Raw genomic sequence first — 17025 nt, 5'->3', positions numbered from 1 at the left:
TACCGAAGTGTCCGATCTCTACGTTCCCCGTCTCGTCGCCCTCATCGAACAGGCATCGAAGGCCAATGCGGAAGCCTTCGGCCAGGCGGCGAGCCGCTTCGCCGACACGCTCGAGAATGGCGGGCTGGTCCATCTCTACGGCTCAGGCCATTCGGTGCTGCCGGCGCAGGAGATGTTTCCGCGCTATGGCAGCTTCGTCGGCTTCAATCCGCTGACCGATCCGCGCGTGATGTGGCACAACGTGCTCGGCGCCGGCGGCGTGCGCGAGCTTTTGTGGCTGGAGCGGACCGAGAAATACGCCGAGAAGTTCCTCGACCACCAGCCGCTGAACAAAGGCGATTCCATCATCATCTTCGGCCATAGCGGCCGCAATTCGTCGGGCATCGACACGGCGCTCTACGCCAAGAAGCGCGGCATCTTCGTCGTCGCGGTCACCAGCAAGAACAATCTCGACAAGCCGGCCACGCATTCCTCCGGCAAGCGGCTGGCGGACGCCGCAGACCTCGTCATCGACACCTGCTCGCCGATCGAGGACGCCGTGGTGCCGGTCGAAGGCTGGAGCCGCCCGGTGGCGGGTTCTTCGACCGTGCTGGCGATGATCATGGCGCATGAGCTCTTGGCGCGCACGGCCGAGCAATTGTCGAAGCGCGGCATCGAGCTGCCGGTCTTTGCTTCGCCGACCATTGCCGGCGTGACGCTGCACGACACCGACGTCATCTACGGCGTCTACCGCGAACGCATGATCGAGGCGCAGAAGAAGCATCTGCCGGCCTTCCAGGCGACCATGCGCGGGGAATAACCAGGCGGCGGGAGGCGCATCAGGCGCCTCCCGTGAACCGTTCAAATCCGGCGCCGCCTGGAATGTTTGGGCGGCGCGTCATTCTCGTCGGGATTGGGGATCGGCGCCTCATCGGGCAGCCGGTCCGGATCCGGCTCGCGCATCGGCTTCGGTTCCGGGATGGGCGGCGGCGTGGGTACCGGCGTGGGGGACGGGTCGGGATTGGGGAGAATGGCCATCGCGTATCCTTCTGCTCGATGCCTCGGTAGGGCCTGCTGCGATCCCAACAAGCGGGATGTCCTGCCCGACTTGAACTGATGGAGGTGATCGCCGCATTCAGACGCTTCGCTCTGGAGCGATCGGCGGCGCAAGCTGCGGAACGGTCGCGCCCGCGGATGGTTCCAACACGATCGGGCCGCGCGACGGCAACAAGTAACGATCAAATCATTCCGCGGGCCTGTTTCGGCTCTTGCCGGCGTCGGTCGGCGCCTTAATTCTCATAATGGGTGGGGCCATCTGCCGACACAGGAGGCGGCCGTGAAGCATCAAACCCTTGACCAAATCAACGCCGTTGCCGACGTTCAAGCTGAAGCACCGGCTCTCATCGCCAATCGCGGCCAGCGCCTCGAGCGCTGGGCGCAACTTCTGGAGGAAGGCCCGAGCCGTCGCCTCACGGCGTTGGCGGGCACCGAATACGCTCCACCCGACGTGCGTGAAAGAATGCGCGCCGACGGATCGGCGATCACCGTCGCTTTCGAGGATACGATCTTCCGCGCGCAAGGTCTGCGGGACGACACTTACGGCGAAGCCAAACGCTTCTTCGAGATGAGCGACTGGCAGCTGCATGAAGTCGTCTGCCATTGCCATGTCGGCGCCAATATGCCGGCCCGCTGGGCGGCATCGCGCGTGCGGGCGGCGATCTCGCCGGGTGCGGGCATTCTCGCCTGGCTGAGAGCGGTGTTCATGCATTGACGCGGGTTCCGTCGCGGGATCGCGCCGGGCGTAGTGATTGATGGGAAGAGGTGGAGGGGCGCCTGCCTCTCCTGCCTTTCCAGCGATCGATCTCGCCGAAGACGATGTCCAGCCGGCGACGTCCGCCGTCCGGTCGGGTCAGGCCGTCGTCTGGATGATCAGCGTCAGCGTGCCGTCACCGTCGATGTTGGCGGCGACGACCTGCGAGGAATTCAGTCCGTTCGCATGCAGGACCGACGTCGCCTCGGGCGAGGCGTCGACCGAGTCCTGCAGCTTGGCCAGTTCCTTGGCGGTCGTCCTGGTGACGATGGCCTCGGCCTGCGCCTTCACTTCCGAAGGCAGGTCCTCGATCGCCACCACGACGATGTTGGTGACGTTCTGGGCGGCATCGTCCTGACCGGGGTTCTGGTCGGATTGGGGCTGGCCGGGGATGGGCTCCTGGGCGGGAGGCAGGGCTTGCGGCGGCTGCGGATCGGCGCGTTGGGCGGAAGCGGGCTGCGCCAACGCCATTGCCGACAGCGTCAGGACCATCGTCAACATGCGCATCGTCTTTCCTTTCCATCTGGAAGCCTGACGACACAACCCCGGGGGCCCGGCAATGGTTCCGGCATAACGGTCTCACGGATCCAATGCTCCGGTGGCGCGCGTCATCCTGAATATGAGGAATGCCAGGTGGCCGGTTGCCAACCCTTTGAAGCATTTGTCCTTGTCGTATCGGCCGATGACTGCGAAGGCGTCCAAAACCTCAATATTTACATGATGCTATAATAGGGATATTATGTATCCTTAATATGCGGTGATCGACTTGTTCCCGGAAAAGATCGATGATTTTGAAAAGCCAAGTTGAATGGGCGCTGCACTGCTGCGCCATTCTCTCCGGTGTTCCCGAGGGACGCTATTTGTCGACCAAGGCACTGGCGGAACTCCACGGACTGCCGAAGGAATATCTCTCCAAGGCGCTGCAGAGCCTGTCGCAGGCGGGTCTTGTCGATACGACGCTCGGTCCGTCGGGCGGATATCGCCTGGCAAAGCCGCCGGAGCAAATGACCTTTCTGGATATCGTCGAGGCCGTGGAGGGCAAGGGGCGCACCTTCGTCTGCAACAACATCCGCGAGAACAATCCCTGTCTGCCCGAGAATTATTGCTATAGCGGACCGTGCGCTGTCGCACGCATCATGTGGGAGGCCGATGAAGCCTGGCGCGACAAGCTGCGCAGCGTCACGCTGTCGGATCTGGGCCGAATGCTCGTGCAGGAAACCCCCGCCGCTCTCTGGAAGGACACATTCGATTGGGTGTTAGACCGCGCCGGATGAACGCGCGTCGATACGCCCGACGATCTTTGCCCCGCTGGTCGCGGCCGACGCGAAGACAAGGCTTTCGGCCGGCGCGGCCAACGAAAGGCCATCCGCATTGCATTGGCTGTAGATGAGGTCGATGACCTCGTTGCGGGCCGCTGCCCAGTCGGCGGGGCTTGCGATGCGGAACAGCAGGTCGACCTCGATCGCGACCGCATCGATGGTCTTCAAAGCGACAATCGGTAACGGATCCTGGACGATCCGCGTGCTGCCTTGCAACGCCGAACGCATGACCTGCTCGACGAAGCTCGGTTGTGTGGGGGCGACGCGCACGGTCAACGTGATCTGGCGCGTGTCATCGGGACGGCTGAGATTGGTCAGCGCTTGCCTGGCCAGAACGCTGTTCGGCACCACCACGATATTGTACTCCGCGGTGAGCAGGTTGGCGGAGCGCCAGTTGGTTTCGACAACGCGGCCTTCAGGGCCGTCCTTCATCCGGATCCAGTCGCCTATCGCATAAGTCCTGCCAAGTGTCAGCGCGATGCCCGAAAACACGTCACCCAGCGTGTTCTGCAGGGCCAGGCCGAACACGATGGCGACAATGCCCGAGGTTGCGATCAGCGTGCCGACCGGCATGCCGAAAACGAAGCCAATGATCGACAGCGCCACGCCGGGATAAATGACGCCGACGGTCATATCCCGGACAAGATGCGCTTCGCGCGGGCCACGGTTGAGCATGAGCCAGATGCGCACCAGGCCGATGATGGTCCATGCGAGATGCGTCCACCACAGGACCAGGGCCGATTTGGCGAGCAGGGCGGCGAAACCCTGCAGATTGGTGTCGTCGACATGCTGCGGCGAGATACCGCCCAGATAGAGCACGGAACTCATCCCGGCAAAGAACAGGATCTGGACGATCAATCGGCCCGTCGGACGGTTGCTGCCCTGGAAATGCCAGACGACGATACCGGCGATGCCGAGGATGTTGATCAGGATGAGCGGCATCAAACAAACCTCTTGATGGAACTGTTCAGGCCGCATCCGGGGCGAAAGGGGCTTTACAGCCGGTAATTAAGGATATTATATATCCATAAGGATACCAAATATCCTTAATAAGGCAAGGCCGGTTTGTGATCGTGCGATCAAGCCGCTTGCCTGACGCCCATCGAACAAAGAGCGCGCTGCAAGAGCAGGCGCGAAGGGAGACATCACATGAAAATCGTCATCATCGGCGGCACCGGCCTGATCGGGTCGAAAACCGCCGAACGCCTTCGCAAGCACGGTCACGAAGTGATTGCGGCCTCGCCCAACACCGGCGTCAACACCATCACCGGCGAAGGCCTGGCGGATGTGCTGACGGAGGCAGAGGTGGTCGTCGACCTGGCAAACTCTCCTTCATTCGTGGACAAGGCTGTGCTCGAATTTTTCCAGACTTCGGGCCGCAACCTGATTGCCGCGGAGAGGGCCGCCGGCGTCGAACACCATGTCGCGCTTTCGATCATCGGGACAGATCGATTGCCCGACAGCGGCTATCTTCGCGCCAAGGTCGCGCAGGAGAAGATCATCAGGGAAAGCGGCATCCCCTATACGATCGTGCGCTCCACGCAGTTCTTCGAATTTCTCCGCGGCATCGCCCAGGAGGGCACGGTCGGCGATACGTCACGCCTGTCGACGGGCTACCTTCAGCCGATTGCTTCGGACGACGTCGCGGATTTCGTGACGGACGCCGCCCTTGCCGCTCCGGTCAACGGCATCGTCGAGATCTCCGGTCCCGAGCGCTTGCGTCTGTGCGATTTCGTCGCCCGCTACCTCAAGGCGGTCGGCGACAAGCGCACCGTCATAGCCGATCCGGAGGCGCGGTATTTCGGGACCAAGTTGGAGGACGGTTCGCTGGTTTCCGACAACCATCCCCGCATCGGCCGAATCGGCTTCGACGAATGGTTCGCCGCCCAGCCCAAGAAATGATCGCGCCTGTCGCCTTCGTCCGGCGGCGTCCAACCCGTGAAAAGGAAAATCGAGATGATCAAATCAGTTGTTGTTGCCACGGCTCTCGCGGCGTTTCTGCCCGGTGCGGCGTTCGCCGATGGCACGCCAGGCGGAGGCAAAGGCGCGAAGGTCGCCTTGGTCTACGACCATGAACTGCCGAATGTGCCCGGCAAGAGCATCAAAGGCGTTCTCGTCGAGTATGCTCCTGGAGGCTTCTCGGAGGGTCACACGCACCCTCAGTCCGCCTTCATCTATGCCACTGTCCTGGAAGGCGAGATCCGCAGCCAGGTCAATGACGGCCCCGTCACGGTCTACAAGGCTGGTCAGAGCTTTTCGGAGATGCCCGGCGACCGCCACGGCGTCAGCGAAAACGCCAGCAAGACGAAACCGGCAAAGCTGCTCGCCGTTTTCGTGGTCGATACGGGCCAGCAGGAACTGACGTTTCCGATCAAGAAGTAGAGGCACTGCCTGGCCCCAAGGCGATCGCGGATCACCTGGGCGTCCAGGCGTTCAGTCGGCGCGCAGCGTTCGGAATGTGACTGAATACCGGTGTTGCGCGACCGGCGGGATGGAGTGTTCCCACTCGTTCCGCGCCGGTCCCGCCATGAGATAAACCGACCTGGGCTCGACCTCGATCGTCTCGCGGTCCCATGCCGCGCCGTTCTTGCGGCGCAGCCGGAAACTGCAGGGCGCCAGCAGGGAAACACCGGCGACCAGTTCGAAATGCGGCTTGTCCCGGTGCCAGCCTATGCCGGCGCCCGGACAGTACTCGTTGATCAGCACCTGCGCGAATTCGCTGGCCGGGACGCCCGCGAAAGCGGCGACCCTGGCGCGCAGCGGCAGCAGGAAGTCCGGAATCGGCGGCGCTTCGAGCACAAGGCGACGCTCATAATCATAACGCAGGCCAAAGCCGACGACCTGCCTGTTGGCAAGATGGCCGTGAAAATCGAACGGCTTGAAATTCAGGCCCTGGATGCGGCGGACCAGCTCGTGCTCTTCGTCGCGGGAAATGAGGTCCGGCCGGTAGGAGAAGCCTTCGGGGGCGGTCGGCGCGCCTGTGGGCGCGCCGAAGAGATCGCCTTGGAAAGCGCCGTCGGCGGTTCGGCTTTTTGGTGATGGCATGCGGCTCAGATAGGCAACCGGAGCGCTTGTGCAAGTCCAGCCCCTGCTTGGCGGAACCTCGCGTTTTGCCGGGGATTAGGGGTGGAAAGCAGGATTGCGAACATGCCTTCCACCGCCATCCGAAATATCCATTACGATCGGTCGAGACGTGTCCTTTCGGTTTGGTTCGTCCCGACTGGCAAGCGCTATGACTACGAGGACGTAGGACCCGAGGTCTACGCGGCTTTCAAGGCGGCTTTCTCAAAAGGGCAGTTCTTCAACGAATTCGTGCGCGATCGTTTCAGATATCATCTGGTCGAGCGTGGATCTCGTCATTGAACGCCAAGCAGGTCCAAAGCGCATTAGAATCAATTAACTGGCGGAGAGAGCGGGATTCGAACCCGCGTTACGGTTTCCCGTAAACACACTTTCCAGGCGTGCGCCTTCAACCACTCGGCCACCTCTCCGTCCTTGCATCTCGCGTCGGCCGGTTTCGCCGCACGGGTTGGGGAGATGTTCCCGCGGGAAGCCCTGGACGGGCATCTGGGGTGCCTTCAACCGGCAGGCAACCCTTCCCTGCGCCGCTAGCCGTCTAGGCAAACGGGCGCGGGGCTCATCTAGTCGATCCGAAAGCGAATGCCAAGCCATAATGGCACGGCCAAGGTTTTTGTCGCGAATGGCAGAGGCCCGCATCCAGGAATGCCTGCGCGTCTCTCGATGCGACCAGAGTCCGAGGGCGTTCGCGCATAAGGGTGCCAGTCGTTCAATTTCTCCTCTACCGATCGGCAGCAGATGTTGCTGAAATCGAGAAGGCTACCGCCATGGGGAAGCTTGTCGGAGGCCGGTGGGGGCATTGAGCCGGATCAAATCCTTTGCAGCCATCCCCTTGCTATGTTGCGCCGGTCCCGGGACAAGGTTGAATGCGCATCGCGATCCTGTCTGACATCCATGCCAACCGCGAGGCGTTCGACGCAGTCCTGGAGGCCGTCCGCAAGCGGGCACCGGACCAGTTGGTTCTGCTCGGCGATCTGGTCGGGTACGGGCCAGATCCAGCCTATGTGATCGAGACGGCCGCCGGTCTGGTGGAAAACGGTGCCTCCTGCATCATGGGCAACCATGACGAAGCGGTGGGACTGGTCCGGACCGACATGACCGAGAATGCGCGATTCGCCATCGAGTGGACCCGCAAGCACCTCGCGGCCGCGCATCTCGATTTTCTCGCGCGGCTGCCGCTTTCGCTCCGGTCGGAGGACCGGCTGTTCGTTCACGCCAGCGCGGAGAGGCCGGAGAAATGGTTGTACATACGCGACAGGGAGGCGGCGGAACGCTGTCTGTCCTCCAGCGATGCCCGTTTCATCTTCTGTGGCCACACCCACGTCCCGGCCATCTACTACGCCTTACCCGCCAGCCGGCCGGTCCATTTTTCGCCGCTGGGCAACGTGGCGGCGCCGCTGTCGGAACTGCGGCGGCATCTGATCGTCGTGGGAGCCGTCGGCCAACCGCGCGATGGCAACCCCGCCGCCTGCTTTGCGCTGCTCGACACCGATCGGCATGAGGTGACAATGGTTCGCGTTCCTTATGACCATGAAGAAACCGCCCGCAAGATCGGCGCGGCCGGCCTGCCCGCTTGGCTCGGCATGCGCCTGAAAATCGGCCGCTAAGTCCCCGGAGAGGATCGATGGAGAGGTTCGAAGCAGGGACAAGCATCGACGGTTTCGAACTCGTCGAGAAGCTTCAGTCCGGCGGCATGGCGGCGCTCTGGCGCGCCAGAAATCCGAAGTTCGATTTTCCGCTCCTCTTGAAGATTCCCTTTCTCGATCCGGGAGGGGACGTCTCGGCCATTCTTGGATTCGAGGCCGAGGAACTGATCCTAAAACGCCTCTCGGGTCCGCATGTGCCGCGCTTTGCGGCCTCCGGAGGCCTGGCCAACGTGCCGTACATTGCAATGGAGTTCGTCGCCGGGGCCGGTCTGGCGGACGTGGTCGGCCGGGCGCCGCTGCCGCCGGACGAAGCGGCGAGGATCGGCGTCGAAATCGCAACGGCGCTCGCCGCCTTGCATCGCCAGAAGGTCGTTCATCTCGATCTCAAGCCCGAGAACATCATTCTTGCGGAACGCGGCGCCGTGCTTCTGGACTTCGGCCTCGCGCGCCACGCAGAGCTTCCGGACCTTCTCGGCGAGGAGAGTTCCGTGCCGATGGGCACCGCGGCCTATATTTCGCCCGAACAGGTATTGGGCGAGAGATCGGATCCGGCGAGCGACCTGTTTGCGCTGGGCTGCATCCTCTATCAACTCGTCACCGGCGATGAGCCGTTCGGGCGCCCCGCCACCCTCGGTGGAATGAAGCGCAGGCTATTCCATGCGCCCAAGCCGCCGCGAGACGTCGACAAGGCCATTCCACGGTGGCTGGAAACCATCATCCTACGATGCATGGAAGTGGACAGATCCAGGCGATATGGCGATGCAGCACACGTTCTGTCGGATCTCAGGAACCCCGATCAGGTCGTGGTCGCCAGGCCACGCGCGCCATCGAGCGCACGGCCTTGGGACGCGATCAGGAATCTGCTGGGCAGGCCCGATGAGAAAGCGCTGGTGGGGAAGCCTGCCAGCTCGAGAGTGCAGGCCGGACCGCCGATCGTGCTGGCCGCGGTCGACCTCGCCAGCGGAAACGATGCCCTGGCAGGCGAGGTTCTCAACGAAACGGCACGTGTCCTTGCGGCACGGGCGGATTCCTGGCTGGCTTGCGTGACGGTGTTGAAGACCGAGATCATCGCCGACACGCCGAGTGTCGATCAATCGGGACGTCTTGTCTATCTGCAGCGACTGGTCGCGCTGAAAGACTGGGCGCGTCCGCTGCATCTGCCGGAGGATCGCATAAGCTATCACGTGCTCGAAGCAGTCAGTCCTGCCGATGCTATCCTCAGCTACGCCGAGCGCAACGACGTCGGACATATCGTCGTCGGTGCCCGATCGTCGTCGGCAATTCGCCGGCACCTTGGCAGCGTCTCGACCAAGGTCGTGGCGCGAGCCCTTTGCTCGGTGTCGGTCGTCCGGTTGAAGGCGGTCGAGGAGCAAAGCCGGGGATCGTCTTGATGTCGGTGCTCGGCCGGATTGGCTGCGCTTGACTTCGGCGCTCGCTGTCTATCGACTGCCCTGGAGCGCTTCGGCTTCACTGAACCGCTCTCAAGTGTTGGTTTACGCAATACCGCCTGGGAGCGGCTTGCTCCTGGAATTGCAATGGGCTTTGCGAGGGGCATCGTCCCGACATGGCATCGATCGACCAGCAACCCGCGGGGCGGCCGGACAGCGGGCTTTCCTTCATTCCGGTAGGCTGGCTTGTCATCGTCATGGGTCTTTCGGCCTACGGGCTGATCGCAAACTGGCGGCTGATCGGCGACTTCAGCCTGCCGGACAATTTGTTGTTCCTGATCTATGGCGGCCTTGTCGGTGGCGTGATCACCATCCTGTGGGGCTTGTACCTGCTTGGCCTCGCCTTCAACCGCTCGGCTCGCTTCCCGCGCCATTACACCATCTGGCAGATTGCCATCATCGTCTGGCTCGTGCTGCGCCAGGCCTATGTGTCTTACAGCTTCGCCTTCTCGGCCGAGGCGTTGGGCTTTGCCGTCGCCGAGATCGCCATCGGCCTGCTCTGCATCTATCTCTTGCGCAACGGAGCCGGCGCCGACACGATCTACGCCAATCCGGAGACCGAGCGGCCGCCTGTCTTCGTCTCGATCCTTGCCGCGCTGCTCGGCATCATCCTCGGCGGCGCGATCGGCGCCTGCGGCGGGTTCTTCGCCGGTTCGCTGATCGCGGACCTGACGCATATGAGCTGCTTCGAGGGCGCCTGCGGATTTTTCGCGGCTTTTGTCGGCCTGGGAGGCCTGATCGTCGGCGCGATCGCCGGCGGCATTTTCGCCGTCTGGCGGGTGAACCGGCGCAGACCCGCGCGGGCTCGCTAGAGCGTTTCACCGTTTCACGGAAACGGCGAACCTCTCTATCCCTTTGTTTTTACGCAATTCCGGACGGAAAACCGCTCACACTTTTCCTGGAATTGCTCTAATTTCACGGGCCGCGATTGCGCGGGAACCACGCACGCTCTATGTCGATTGCGGGGTAGACGGGAGCCTTCCCGGGGAGAGCGTCGATGTTGCGTTTCATCTTTCGGCTGGCAGCCATGGTTGCGCTGTCGATCGCCGTCATCATGGCGGTGATCGACACCACACGCTCGGTCGCCGCCTCCTCGCTGGTGATGACGCCGCTCAACGCAAGCTGGCTTGCCGTGTCGCCCGACACACGCGCGGCTTTCGAGACTTTCGTGCGCGCCAAGGCGAGCCCGCTGGTCTGGGACGGCGCCGTCGCCTGGGTGCTCGCGCAGCCCGGTTTTGCGGTGTTCGCGGTGCTTGCCTTCCTGCTCTACGCCATCGGCTACCGCCGCAAGCGTCGCGGCGCGGAATTCGCTCCAAGCCCCTGAAGGCGCTTGCGTTGACGCAATTCCAGACGGGAAGGCTACGGCGAAACCGCCGAGCCCAACTGCCGGTAACCGCTTTCTCCAACAGGTCAAAATTCCACGTGAATTTTGTTTCGGGCCGTGCCAGATTGACCGCGAGCGGGAGGGAAACACTTCCTGCCTGGCGCTGCAAGCCCGCCGGAGAACCGGGCGGGCAGGCGGTGCAAAATGGAAAAAATAACCGACAGGGTGTGGATCACATGAAACGTATCGTTCTCGGCCTACTGGCCGCAACCGCAATGGTTCTTCCGGCTTTCGCCGCGGATGTGCAGCCGGCCATCCTCTACGATCTGGGCGGCAAGTTCGACAAATCGTTCAACGAGGCTGCCTATCACGGCGCCGAGAAGTTCAAGACCGAAACCGGCGTGGCTTACGTCGAATTCGAGGTCTCCAACGCCTCGCAGCGCGAGCAGGCGCTGCGCCGCTTCGCCGAGGACGGCCGCAACCCGATCGTCATGGCGGGCTTTGCCTGGGAGGACGCGCTGAAAGCGGTCGCGAAAGATTATCCGGACCTGAATTTCGCCATCATCGACGATGCCGTCGACCTGCCCAATGTCCGCTCGCTGGTGTTCAAGGAGAACGAAGGCTCCTACCTCGTCGGCATCCTGGCGGCGATGGCGTCGAAGTCGAAGAAGGTCGGCTTCGTCGGCGGCATGGATATCCCGCTGATCCGCAAGTTCGAATGCGGCTATGTCGGCGGCGCCAAGTCGGCGGGTGCGACCGACGTCATCCAGAACATGACCGGCGACACGCCGGCCGCCTGGAACGACCCGGCCAAGGGCGGCGAGATCGCCAAGACGCAGATCGACCAGGGCGCCGACGTGGTTTACGCCGCGGCCGGCGGCACCGGCGTCGGCGTGCTGCAGGCGGCGGCGGATGCCGGCAAGCTCGGCGTCGGCGTCGATTCCAACCAGAATGGCCTGCAGCCAGGCAAGGTGCTGACCTCGATGATGAAGCGCGTCGACGTTGCCGTCTACAACGCCTTCATGGACGGCAAGAACGGCACCTTCAAGGGCGGCCTCCAAAATCTCGGCCTCAAGGAAGGCGGCGTCGACTACGCCATGGATGACAACAACAAGGCGCTGGTGACCGATGAGATGAAGGCCGCCGTCGAAAAGGCCAAGGCCGACATCATTTCCGGCAAGGTGCAGGTGCACGACTACACCACCGACAACGCCTGTCCGTACTGATCGGCAGTTGAACGAAGATTCGAACCGCCGGGCCAACGCCCGGCGGTTTCGTTTTGGAGACGTATGATGCGACCGGCAATCGAAGCCATGGCCGAAGGCGACATCGAACCGATAGCGCTGCTTCGTCTCAAAGCTTTCTTTGAGGGCACGGATCGGACACTCGACGAGGACATGGCCGGGCTGCGCGGGCTGATCGCCGGCGACGGCTTCGAGGCGGCCTTCGTCGCGCGCGACCGTGGCCGGCTGATCGGGAGCTGCCTGCTCGTCCGCGACGAGATCAGTTCGCCGCACGATCTGACGCCATGGCTCGCCGGGCTGATCGTCGAGGAAGCCTGTCGCGGCGGCGGCGTCGGCACGGCGCTGGTCAAAACCGTCGAGGCCCATGCCGCGTCGGCCGGTGTCGGCATGCTCTATCTCTATACCTGGCAGGCGCGGGCCTTCTACGAAGCGCTCGGATGGAGGGCGGTAGAGATTTTTGAGCAGGACGGCGAGCCGATGCTTCTGATGTCGAGGTCTCTACTTTGACGCAATTCCGGACGGAGGGCTGCGGCGAAGGCGCCGAGCCTAATCGCCCGCACTTTTGCTCGAATTGCTTTTATAGCGTTCCGGCGAGATAACCGAGCGCAAAGGCGGCCACCAGGGCAAGCGCGATGACGAAGCCCAGCCTGCCGCCAAGCGAATGCAGGCCGACGCCGTGGGGCTTGCGCTCGAGCCGGTGGATCATCGGCTGCGGTGCTTGCGTCTCGGGGGCGGCGACGCCGGCAAGCCGCGTCTGCATCTGCGGCAGTTCGGCAAGGCGTTGCGTGACCAGCTCCCAGCGATTGTCGCGCCCTTCGGGTCCCGCGGGATCGAAGGCGCGCAGGCGTTCGGCCAACCGCAGCACCGTGTCGCGAAAGGCGGGATCGATCTCAAGGTCGCGTTCGGCGCGGGCGCGCTCCCTGTCGTTCATCAGCCCAAAGACATAGTCGCCGGCCCTGGCGACACGGTCGCTTTCACTGGACATGGCCGTCTTCCCCATGGCTCCTCACCCCCATGGCTTCTCACCCCCACGCCTTCTCACCCCCACGGCTTCTCACCAATGCGGCGGCTTGGTCACCGGCACATCGGAGGCGGTCTGCTCCTCCAGCTCCAGGAATCGGTCTGTCAGGGCGGCGAGCTTGCGCTCCATGCGCTCGATCACCTTCCACTGCTCGGCGATCTGGCCGGACAGTTCCTCGATGATCTTTTCCTGCTCGGCGGCGCGGATTTCCAGCGTCGTCAGCCGATCGTCAGGTTTGGCCATGCAAAACCGACCCTTGTGAATGTGAACTTCCACCTAAGCAGATATACGTGGGATGCCCCACGAATATCTGCCTATGCTCTGTTGGTTTTCACAGGTTCCAATCGCAAAACCGTGGGACACTTTTGCGGAACCTGCTCAGGTTCGAAATTGACAAGGGCGCGGGGATTTGTCGAGAGTGAACGGCCGATTGGCATAAGCGGGGCATCATGCTAGGCATTTTGACCAAGCGATAAAAAAATTACAGTGGGGACTGGCTGCATGGCGCAAGCCGCAATCGAGCTCATAGGCATCAACAAGAGCTTTGGCGCCGTGCGCGCCAACCGCGACATCAACCTGGAAGTCGCGCGCGGCACCATCCACGGCATTGTCGGCGAGAACGGCGCCGGCAAGTCGACGCTGATGTCGATCCTCTACGGCTTCTACCAGGCCGACAGCGGCGAGATCCGCGTCGGCGGCAAGCCGGTTTCGATCCACACCTCCAACGACGCCATCGCGCTCGGCATCGGCATGGTGCACCAGCACTTCATGCTGGTCGACAATTTCACGGTGCTGGAAAATGTCATCCTCGGCGCCGAAAACGATGCGCTGCTGAAGAGCAGCATCGCCAAGGCGCGCTCGGAGCTCGACCGGCTGGAGCGCGAATACGGCCTCGAGGTCGAACCCGACGCCGTCATCGAAGAACTGGCGGTCGGCCTGCAGCAGCGCGTCGAAATTCTCAAGGCGCTCTATCGCGGCGCCGAGATCCTGATCCTCGACGAGCCGACGGGCGTGTTGACGCCGGCCGAGGCGGACCACCTGTTCCGCATCCTCAAGCAATTGAAGGACCAGGGAAAAACGATCGTTCTCATCACGCACAAGCTGCGCGAGATCATGGCGATCACCGACACGGTTTCGGTGATGCGCCAGGGCACGATGGTGGCGACCCGGGTGACAAAGGAAACCACCGTCGGCGAACTGGCCGAGCTGATGGTCGGCAGGCGCGTGCTTCTGCGGGTCGAGAAGGGCCAGTCCGAAGCCGGCGCGGTAAAGCTCTCGGTCAAGAACCTGACCGTCAAGGATTCGCGCGGCGTCACCATGGTCGACAATGTCTCCTTCGACGTGCGCGGCGGCGAGATCGTCGGCATCGCCGGCGTTGCCGGCAACGGCCAGTCGGAGTTGCTCGAGGCGATCTCCGGCATCAGGCATGCGGTTTCCGGCGAGGTGATGCTCGACGGCAAGCCGATCGATCTCACCGGCAAGGCCGATCCCGGCGAATTGCGCGACCGCGGGCTCGCCCATGTGCCCGAGGACCGCCACCATGTCGGGCTGGTGCTCGCCTTCGAGGAGAACGAGAATTCGATCCTCGGCTATCACGACGACGAGCGTTACCTGAAAGGGCCGTTCCTCGACATCGAGGCCATCATGGCCGATGCGAAGGACAAGATCGAAAAATACGACATCCGCCCCGGCAATCCGCGGCTGAAGACGGCCAATTTCTCCGGCGGCAACCAGCAGAAGATCGTGCTGGCCAGGGAGATGGAACAGGACCCCGGCGTGCTGATCGTCGGCCAGCCGACGCGCGGCGTCGACGTCGGCGCCATCGAATTCATCCACAAGCGGCTGATCGCCATGCGCGACCAGGGCAAGGCCGTGCTGGTGGTCTCGGTCGAGCTCGACGAGATACGCTCGCTCTCCGACCGCATCCTGGTGATGTTCGCCGGTCGTGTCGTCGGCGAGCGCGGCCCAGATGCGACCGAAGGCGAGCTTGGCCTATTGATGGCCGGCGTCGAGCACCAGGAGGCCGCCGAATGAGCACGCCTTACGCCAAGCTGCCGGCCTGGGCCGATTATGGGTTGATCCCGCTGATCAACCTGTCGGTCGCCTTCATCGTCGCCGGCTTCGTCGTCATGCTGGTCGGCGAAAACCCGTTCCGCGCCGCCGTCATCCTGGTCGAGGGCGCTTTCGGCAAGGGCACGGGTATTGCCTTCACCCTGTTCTATGCCACGACCTTCATCTTCACCGGCCTTTCGGTGGCGGTGGCGGCGCATTGCAGCCTGTTCAACATCGGCACCGAGGGCCAGGCCTATATAGGCGGCCTCGGCATCGCGCTCGTTTGCCTGAGCCTCGACAGCGTGATGCCCTGGTGGGTGATCTTTCCGATCGCGATCGTGGCCGCGGCGGCGTTCGGGGCGCTTTGGGGGCTGATCCCGGCCTATCTGCAGGCCAAGCGCGGCTCGCACATCGTCATCACCACCATCATGTTCAACTTCATCGCCGCCTCGGTGATGGTCTATCTGCTGGTCGGCCCGCTGAAGCCGGCCGGCTCGCAGGCGCCGCAGACGCGCAATTTTCTCGCCGGCGCCGAACTGCCGAAGCTCAACTGGATCATCGAATTGTTCGGCGCCAAGATCCGCTCGGCGCCGCTCAACATCTGCTTCCTGCTGGCGCTGGTGATGGCGTTCCTGGTCTGGCTTCTGATCTGGCGCACCCGGCTCGGTTATGAAATGCGCACCTATGGCCACAGCCCGAAGGCGGCGCGCTACGCCGGCATTTCGGAAACCCGCATCATCATCACCGCGATGATGATCTCGGGCGCGTTGGCCGGCATGATGGCGCTCAACCCGGTGATGGGCGACCAGCACAATGTCGCGATCGATTTCGTGTCCGGCGCCGGCTATGTCGGCATCGCGGTGGCGCTGATGGGCCGGCTGCATCCGGTCGGTATCGTGCTGGCGGCGATCCTGTTCGGCATGCTCTACCAGGGCGGCGCCGAGCTCGCCTTCGAGATGCCGGCGATCAGCCGCGACATGATCGTCATCATCCAGGGCCTGGTCATCCTGTTCGCCGGCGCGCTGGAGCACATGTTCAGGCCCTATATCCAGGCGCTGTTCGCCTCGGTCAGCCCGAAATCGGTCGGCATGCAGGCAGTGAACGGGAAGGGGGCCTGAGATGGACATGTTCAACGCCATCGTCCAGGTGCTGGATTCGACCATCCGCCTTTCGGTGCCGCTGCTGCTCGCCTGCCTGGCGGGGCTTTATTCGGAGCGAGCCGGCATCTTCGACATCGGGCTGGAAGGCAAGATGCTGGTCGGCGCCTTTGCCGGAGCTTCGGCCGCCGCCGTCTTCCATTCGGCGCTGATCGGCCTCGGCACAGCCGTCCTGATCTCGGTCGCCTTCGCCCTGGTGCATGGCTTTGCCTCAATCACGCATCGCGGCAACCAGATCGTCTCCGGCGTGGCGATCAATTTCATCGCCGCCGGATCGACCATCATCCTCGGCCAGGCCTGGTTCCAGCAGGGCGGGCGCACGCCGGCGCTGCAGCCGGGCGAACGGTTCGAGGCGATCACCTGGCCCGGCGCCGACGCGATCAAGGATGTGCCGATCATCGGCCCGATCTATGCCGAGCTGATCTCGGGCCACTCGATCCTGGTCTATTTCGCCTTCGCCATGGTGCCGTTCACCTGGTGGGTGCTGTTTCGTACCCGCTTCGGGCTGAGGATGCGCGCCGTCGGCGAAAACCCGGCCGCCGTCGATACCGCCGGCATCTCGGTCGCCTGGCTGCGCTACCGCGCGCTGATCTGCACCGGCATCCTCACCGGCGTGGCCGGCGCATATCTTTCCATGGTGCAGAATGGCGGCTTCGTGAAGGACATGACGGCGGGCAAGGGCTATATCGCGCTGGCCGCGCTCATCTTCGCCAAGTGGAAGCCGGTCAACGCCATGTTCGCCTGCCTTTTGTTCGGCTTTCTCGATGCCGCAGCTATCCGCCTGCAGGGCTCGCCGCTGCCGATAATCGGCAAGGTGCCGGTGCAGTTCATGCAGGCGCTGCCCTATGTGCTGACCGTAATCCTGCTCGCCGGCTTCATTGGCAAGGCGATCCCGCCGCGCGCCGGCGGCGTGCCCTATGTGAAGGAACGCTGAGGGCTGGATTTTC

General features: G+C 63.2%; 21 protein-coding genes and 1 tRNA gene. 15 read left to right on the top strand and 7 right to left on the bottom strand.

The genetic code is table 11. From position 1 onward, the window contains the following. The first annotated feature begins 7 nt into the window (after nucleotides 1-7). Complete coding sequence (locus WDX12_RS03615; RefSeq protein WP_434723950.1) at nucleotides 8-799, top strand: sugar isomerase domain-containing protein; 792 nt, start codon at nucleotides 8-10, stop codon at nucleotides 797-799. Nucleotides 800-840: 41 nt separating this feature from the next. Here WDX12_RS03615 and WDX12_RS03610 read toward each other — a convergent pair whose 3' ends face one another. Continuing rightward, the gene (locus tag WDX12_RS03610; protein WP_320296802.1) at nucleotides 841-1017 is read right to left on the bottom strand and encodes a hypothetical protein; all 177 of its coding nucleotides are present in this window, start codon (nucleotides 1015-1017) and stop codon (nucleotides 841-843) included. 298 nt (nucleotides 1018-1315) lie between these two features. Here WDX12_RS03610 and WDX12_RS03605 point away from each other — a divergent pair, with 298 nt between their 5' ends. Continuing rightward, nucleotides 1316-1750: a hypothetical protein gene (locus WDX12_RS03605; protein ID WP_320296801.1), complete on the top strand. Its 435-nt coding sequence runs from the start codon at nucleotides 1316-1318 to the stop codon at nucleotides 1748-1750. Nucleotides 1751-1888: 138 nt separating this feature from the next. On the opposite strand, the gene WDX12_RS03600 is transcribed toward WDX12_RS03605, so the two are convergent. Further along, on the bottom strand, nucleotides 1889-2296 hold the full coding sequence (locus tag WDX12_RS03600) for a hypothetical protein (RefSeq protein ID WP_320296800.1): 408 nt from the start codon (nucleotides 2294-2296) through the stop codon (nucleotides 1889-1891). 278 nt (nucleotides 2297-2574) lie between these two features. Between WDX12_RS03600 and WDX12_RS03595 the strand changes: the two genes are divergently transcribed. Further along, nucleotides 2575-3063, top strand: coding sequence for an RrF2 family transcriptional regulator (locus tag WDX12_RS03595; RefSeq protein ID WP_434723949.1), 489 nt, complete (start codon nucleotides 2575-2577; stop codon nucleotides 3061-3063). On the opposite strand, the gene WDX12_RS03590 is transcribed toward WDX12_RS03595, so the two are convergent. Continuing rightward, nucleotides 3046-4050: a mechanosensitive ion channel family protein gene (locus WDX12_RS03590; RefSeq protein ID WP_434723948.1), complete on the bottom strand. Its 1005-nt coding sequence runs from the start codon at nucleotides 4048-4050 to the stop codon at nucleotides 3046-3048. The genes WDX12_RS03595 and WDX12_RS03590 overlap by 18 nt on opposite strands. Nucleotides 4051-4257: 207 nt before the next feature. Here WDX12_RS03590 and WDX12_RS03585 point away from each other — a divergent pair, with 207 nt between their 5' ends. Next, nucleotides 4258-5010 (top strand): SDR family oxidoreductase, encoded by a 753-nt coding sequence (locus WDX12_RS03585; protein ID WP_434723947.1) that lies wholly within the window; start codon nucleotides 4258-4260, stop codon nucleotides 5008-5010. Between the two features lie 54 nt (nucleotides 5011-5064). Continuing rightward, a complete protein-coding gene (locus tag WDX12_RS03580; RefSeq protein WP_434723946.1) occupies nucleotides 5065-5490 on the top strand; it encodes a cupin domain-containing protein in 426 nt (141 codons plus the stop codon). 51 nt (nucleotides 5491-5541) lie between these two features. Here the strand turns inward: WDX12_RS03580 and WDX12_RS03575 are convergent, their stop codons facing one another. Next, entirely contained in the window at nucleotides 5542-6153 is a 612-nt protein-coding gene (locus WDX12_RS03575) for an alpha-ketoglutarate-dependent dioxygenase AlkB (RefSeq protein WP_434723945.1), read from the bottom strand. 102 nt (nucleotides 6154-6255) lie between these two features. On the opposite strand from WDX12_RS03575, the gene WDX12_RS03570 reads away from it, so the two are divergent. Then, the gene (locus tag WDX12_RS03570; protein ID WP_434723944.1) at nucleotides 6256-6471 is read left to right on the top strand and encodes a KTSC domain-containing protein; all 216 of its coding nucleotides are present in this window, start codon (nucleotides 6256-6258) and stop codon (nucleotides 6469-6471) included. 38 nt (nucleotides 6472-6509) lie between these two features. Here WDX12_RS03570 and WDX12_RS03565 read toward each other — a convergent pair. After that, nucleotides 6510-6599 (bottom strand) — tRNA-Ser (locus tag WDX12_RS03565). Nucleotides 6600-7052: 453 nt separating this feature from the next. Here WDX12_RS03565 and WDX12_RS03560 point away from each other — a divergent pair. From WDX12_RS03560 to WDX12_RS03535, 6 genes are all read left to right on the top strand, one after another. Next, entirely contained in the window at nucleotides 7053-7793 is a 741-nt protein-coding gene (locus WDX12_RS03560; RefSeq protein ID WP_320293032.1) for a metallophosphoesterase family protein, read from the top strand. 17 nt (nucleotides 7794-7810) lie between these two features. After that, nucleotides 7811-9223 (top strand): protein kinase domain-containing protein, encoded by a 1413-nt coding sequence (locus tag WDX12_RS03555; protein WP_434723943.1) that lies wholly within the window; start codon nucleotides 7811-7813, stop codon nucleotides 9221-9223. 173 nt (nucleotides 9224-9396) lie between these two features. Continuing rightward, a complete protein-coding gene (locus tag WDX12_RS03550) occupies nucleotides 9397-10092 on the top strand; it encodes a hypothetical protein (RefSeq protein ID WP_434723942.1) in 696 nt (231 codons plus the stop codon). A 185-nt stretch (nucleotides 10093-10277) separates the two neighbouring features. Then, nucleotides 10278-10604, top strand: a complete 327-nt coding sequence (locus WDX12_RS03545) for a hypothetical protein (RefSeq protein WP_434723941.1) — start codon at nucleotides 10278-10280, stop codon at nucleotides 10602-10604. A gap of 236 nt (nucleotides 10605-10840) precedes the next feature. Beyond that, nucleotides 10841-11830 carry a BMP family lipoprotein gene (locus WDX12_RS03540; RefSeq protein ID WP_320293036.1) on the top strand — a complete coding sequence of 330 codons (990 nt, stop codon included), beginning with the start codon at nucleotides 10841-10843 and terminating at the stop codon, nucleotides 11828-11830. Between the two features lie 66 nt (nucleotides 11831-11896). Beyond that, the gene (locus WDX12_RS03535; RefSeq protein WP_434723940.1) at nucleotides 11897-12355 is read left to right on the top strand and encodes a GNAT family N-acetyltransferase; all 459 of its coding nucleotides are present in this window, start codon (nucleotides 11897-11899) and stop codon (nucleotides 12353-12355) included. 70 nt (nucleotides 12356-12425) lie between these two features. Here WDX12_RS03535 and WDX12_RS03530 read toward each other — a convergent pair whose 3' ends face one another. Then, the gene (locus WDX12_RS03530; RefSeq protein ID WP_434723939.1) at nucleotides 12426-12833 is read right to left on the bottom strand and encodes a hypothetical protein; all 408 of its coding nucleotides are present in this window, start codon (nucleotides 12831-12833) and stop codon (nucleotides 12426-12428) included. Nucleotides 12834-12902: 69 nt separating this feature from the next. Next, entirely contained in the window at nucleotides 12903-13112 is a 210-nt protein-coding gene (locus tag WDX12_RS03525) for a SlyX family protein (RefSeq protein ID WP_320293039.1), read from the bottom strand. Between the two features lie 258 nt (nucleotides 13113-13370). Between WDX12_RS03525 and WDX12_RS03520 the strand changes: the two genes are divergently transcribed. From WDX12_RS03520 to WDX12_RS03510, 3 genes are read left to right on the top strand one after another with little or no spacing between them, the layout of a single operon-like run. After that, a complete protein-coding gene (locus tag WDX12_RS03520) occupies nucleotides 13371-14903 on the top strand; it encodes an ABC transporter ATP-binding protein (RefSeq protein ID WP_434723938.1) in 1533 nt (510 codons plus the stop codon). Continuing rightward, complete coding sequence (locus WDX12_RS03515) at nucleotides 14900-16039, top strand: ABC transporter permease (RefSeq protein ID WP_071070211.1); 1140 nt, start codon at nucleotides 14900-14902, stop codon at nucleotides 16037-16039. The genes WDX12_RS03520 and WDX12_RS03515 overlap by 4 nt, the downstream gene beginning before the upstream one ends. Before the next feature lies 1 nt (nucleotide 16040). Further along, on the top strand, nucleotides 16041-17012 hold the full coding sequence (locus tag WDX12_RS03510) for an ABC transporter permease (protein WP_320293042.1): 972 nt from the start codon (nucleotides 16041-16043) through the stop codon (nucleotides 17010-17012). The last annotated feature ends 13 nt before the right edge of the window (nucleotides 17013-17025 follow it).

The organism is Mesorhizobium sp. RIZ17, from assembly GCF_051127865.1.
Taxonomy (GTDB): Bacteria; Pseudomonadota; Alphaproteobacteria; order Rhizobiales; family Rhizobiaceae; genus Mesorhizobium; species Mesorhizobium humile.
Note: the sequence above shows the minus strand (reverse complement) of the source record. Positions and strands in the feature narration are given on the sequence as shown.

Excerpts from the sequence above, each read along its gene's own strand:
- WDX12_RS03575 (WP_434723945.1), bottom strand. The coding sequence starts at position 6,153 with ATGCCATCACCAAAAAGCCGAACCGCCGACGGCGCTTTCCAAGGCGAT.
- WDX12_RS03570 (WP_434723944.1), top strand. The coding sequence starts at position 6,256 with ATGCCTTCCACCGCCATCCGAAATATCCATTACGATCGGTCGAGACGT.
- WDX12_RS03535 (WP_434723940.1), top strand. The coding sequence starts at position 11,897 with ATGCGACCGGCAATCGAAGCCATGGCCGAAGGCGACATCGAACCGATA.
- WDX12_RS03590 (WP_434723948.1), bottom strand. The coding sequence starts at position 4,050 with ATGCCGCTCATCCTGATCAACATCCTCGGCATCGCCGGTATCGTCGTC.
- WDX12_RS03510 (WP_320293042.1), top strand. The coding sequence starts at position 16,041 with ATGGACATGTTCAACGCCATCGTCCAGGTGCTGGATTCGACCATCCGC.
- WDX12_RS03585 (WP_434723947.1), top strand. The coding sequence starts at position 4,258 with ATGAAAATCGTCATCATCGGCGGCACCGGCCTGATCGGGTCGAAAACC.
- WDX12_RS03525 (WP_320293039.1), bottom strand. The coding sequence starts at position 13,112 with ATGGCCAAACCTGACGATCGGCTGACGACGCTGGAAATCCGCGCCGCC.
- WDX12_RS03540 (WP_320293036.1), top strand. The coding sequence starts at position 10,841 with ATGAAACGTATCGTTCTCGGCCTACTGGCCGCAACCGCAATGGTTCTT.
- WDX12_RS03610 (WP_320296802.1), bottom strand. The coding sequence starts at position 1,017 with ATGGCCATTCTCCCCAATCCCGACCCGTCCCCCACGCCGGTACCCACG.
- WDX12_RS03520 (WP_434723938.1), top strand. The coding sequence starts at position 13,371 with ATGGCGCAAGCCGCAATCGAGCTCATAGGCATCAACAAGAGCTTTGGC.
- WDX12_RS03545 (WP_434723941.1), top strand. The coding sequence starts at position 10,278 with ATGTTGCGTTTCATCTTTCGGCTGGCAGCCATGGTTGCGCTGTCGATC.
- WDX12_RS03600 (WP_320296800.1), bottom strand. The coding sequence starts at position 2,296 with ATGCGCATGTTGACGATGGTCCTGACGCTGTCGGCAATGGCGTTGGCG.
- WDX12_RS03580 (WP_434723946.1), top strand. The coding sequence starts at position 5,065 with ATGATCAAATCAGTTGTTGTTGCCACGGCTCTCGCGGCGTTTCTGCCC.
- WDX12_RS03560 (WP_320293032.1), top strand. The coding sequence starts at position 7,053 with ATGCGCATCGCGATCCTGTCTGACATCCATGCCAACCGCGAGGCGTTC.
- WDX12_RS03530 (WP_434723939.1), bottom strand. The coding sequence starts at position 12,833 with ATGTCCAGTGAAAGCGACCGTGTCGCCAGGGCCGGCGACTATGTCTTT.
- WDX12_RS03595 (WP_434723949.1), top strand. The coding sequence starts at position 2,575 with ATGATTTTGAAAAGCCAAGTTGAATGGGCGCTGCACTGCTGCGCCATT.
- WDX12_RS03555 (WP_434723943.1), top strand. The coding sequence starts at position 7,811 with ATGGAGAGGTTCGAAGCAGGGACAAGCATCGACGGTTTCGAACTCGTC.
- WDX12_RS03515 (WP_071070211.1), top strand. The coding sequence starts at position 14,900 with ATGAGCACGCCTTACGCCAAGCTGCCGGCCTGGGCCGATTATGGGTTG.
- WDX12_RS03550 (WP_434723942.1), top strand. The coding sequence starts at position 9,397 with ATGGCATCGATCGACCAGCAACCCGCGGGGCGGCCGGACAGCGGGCTT.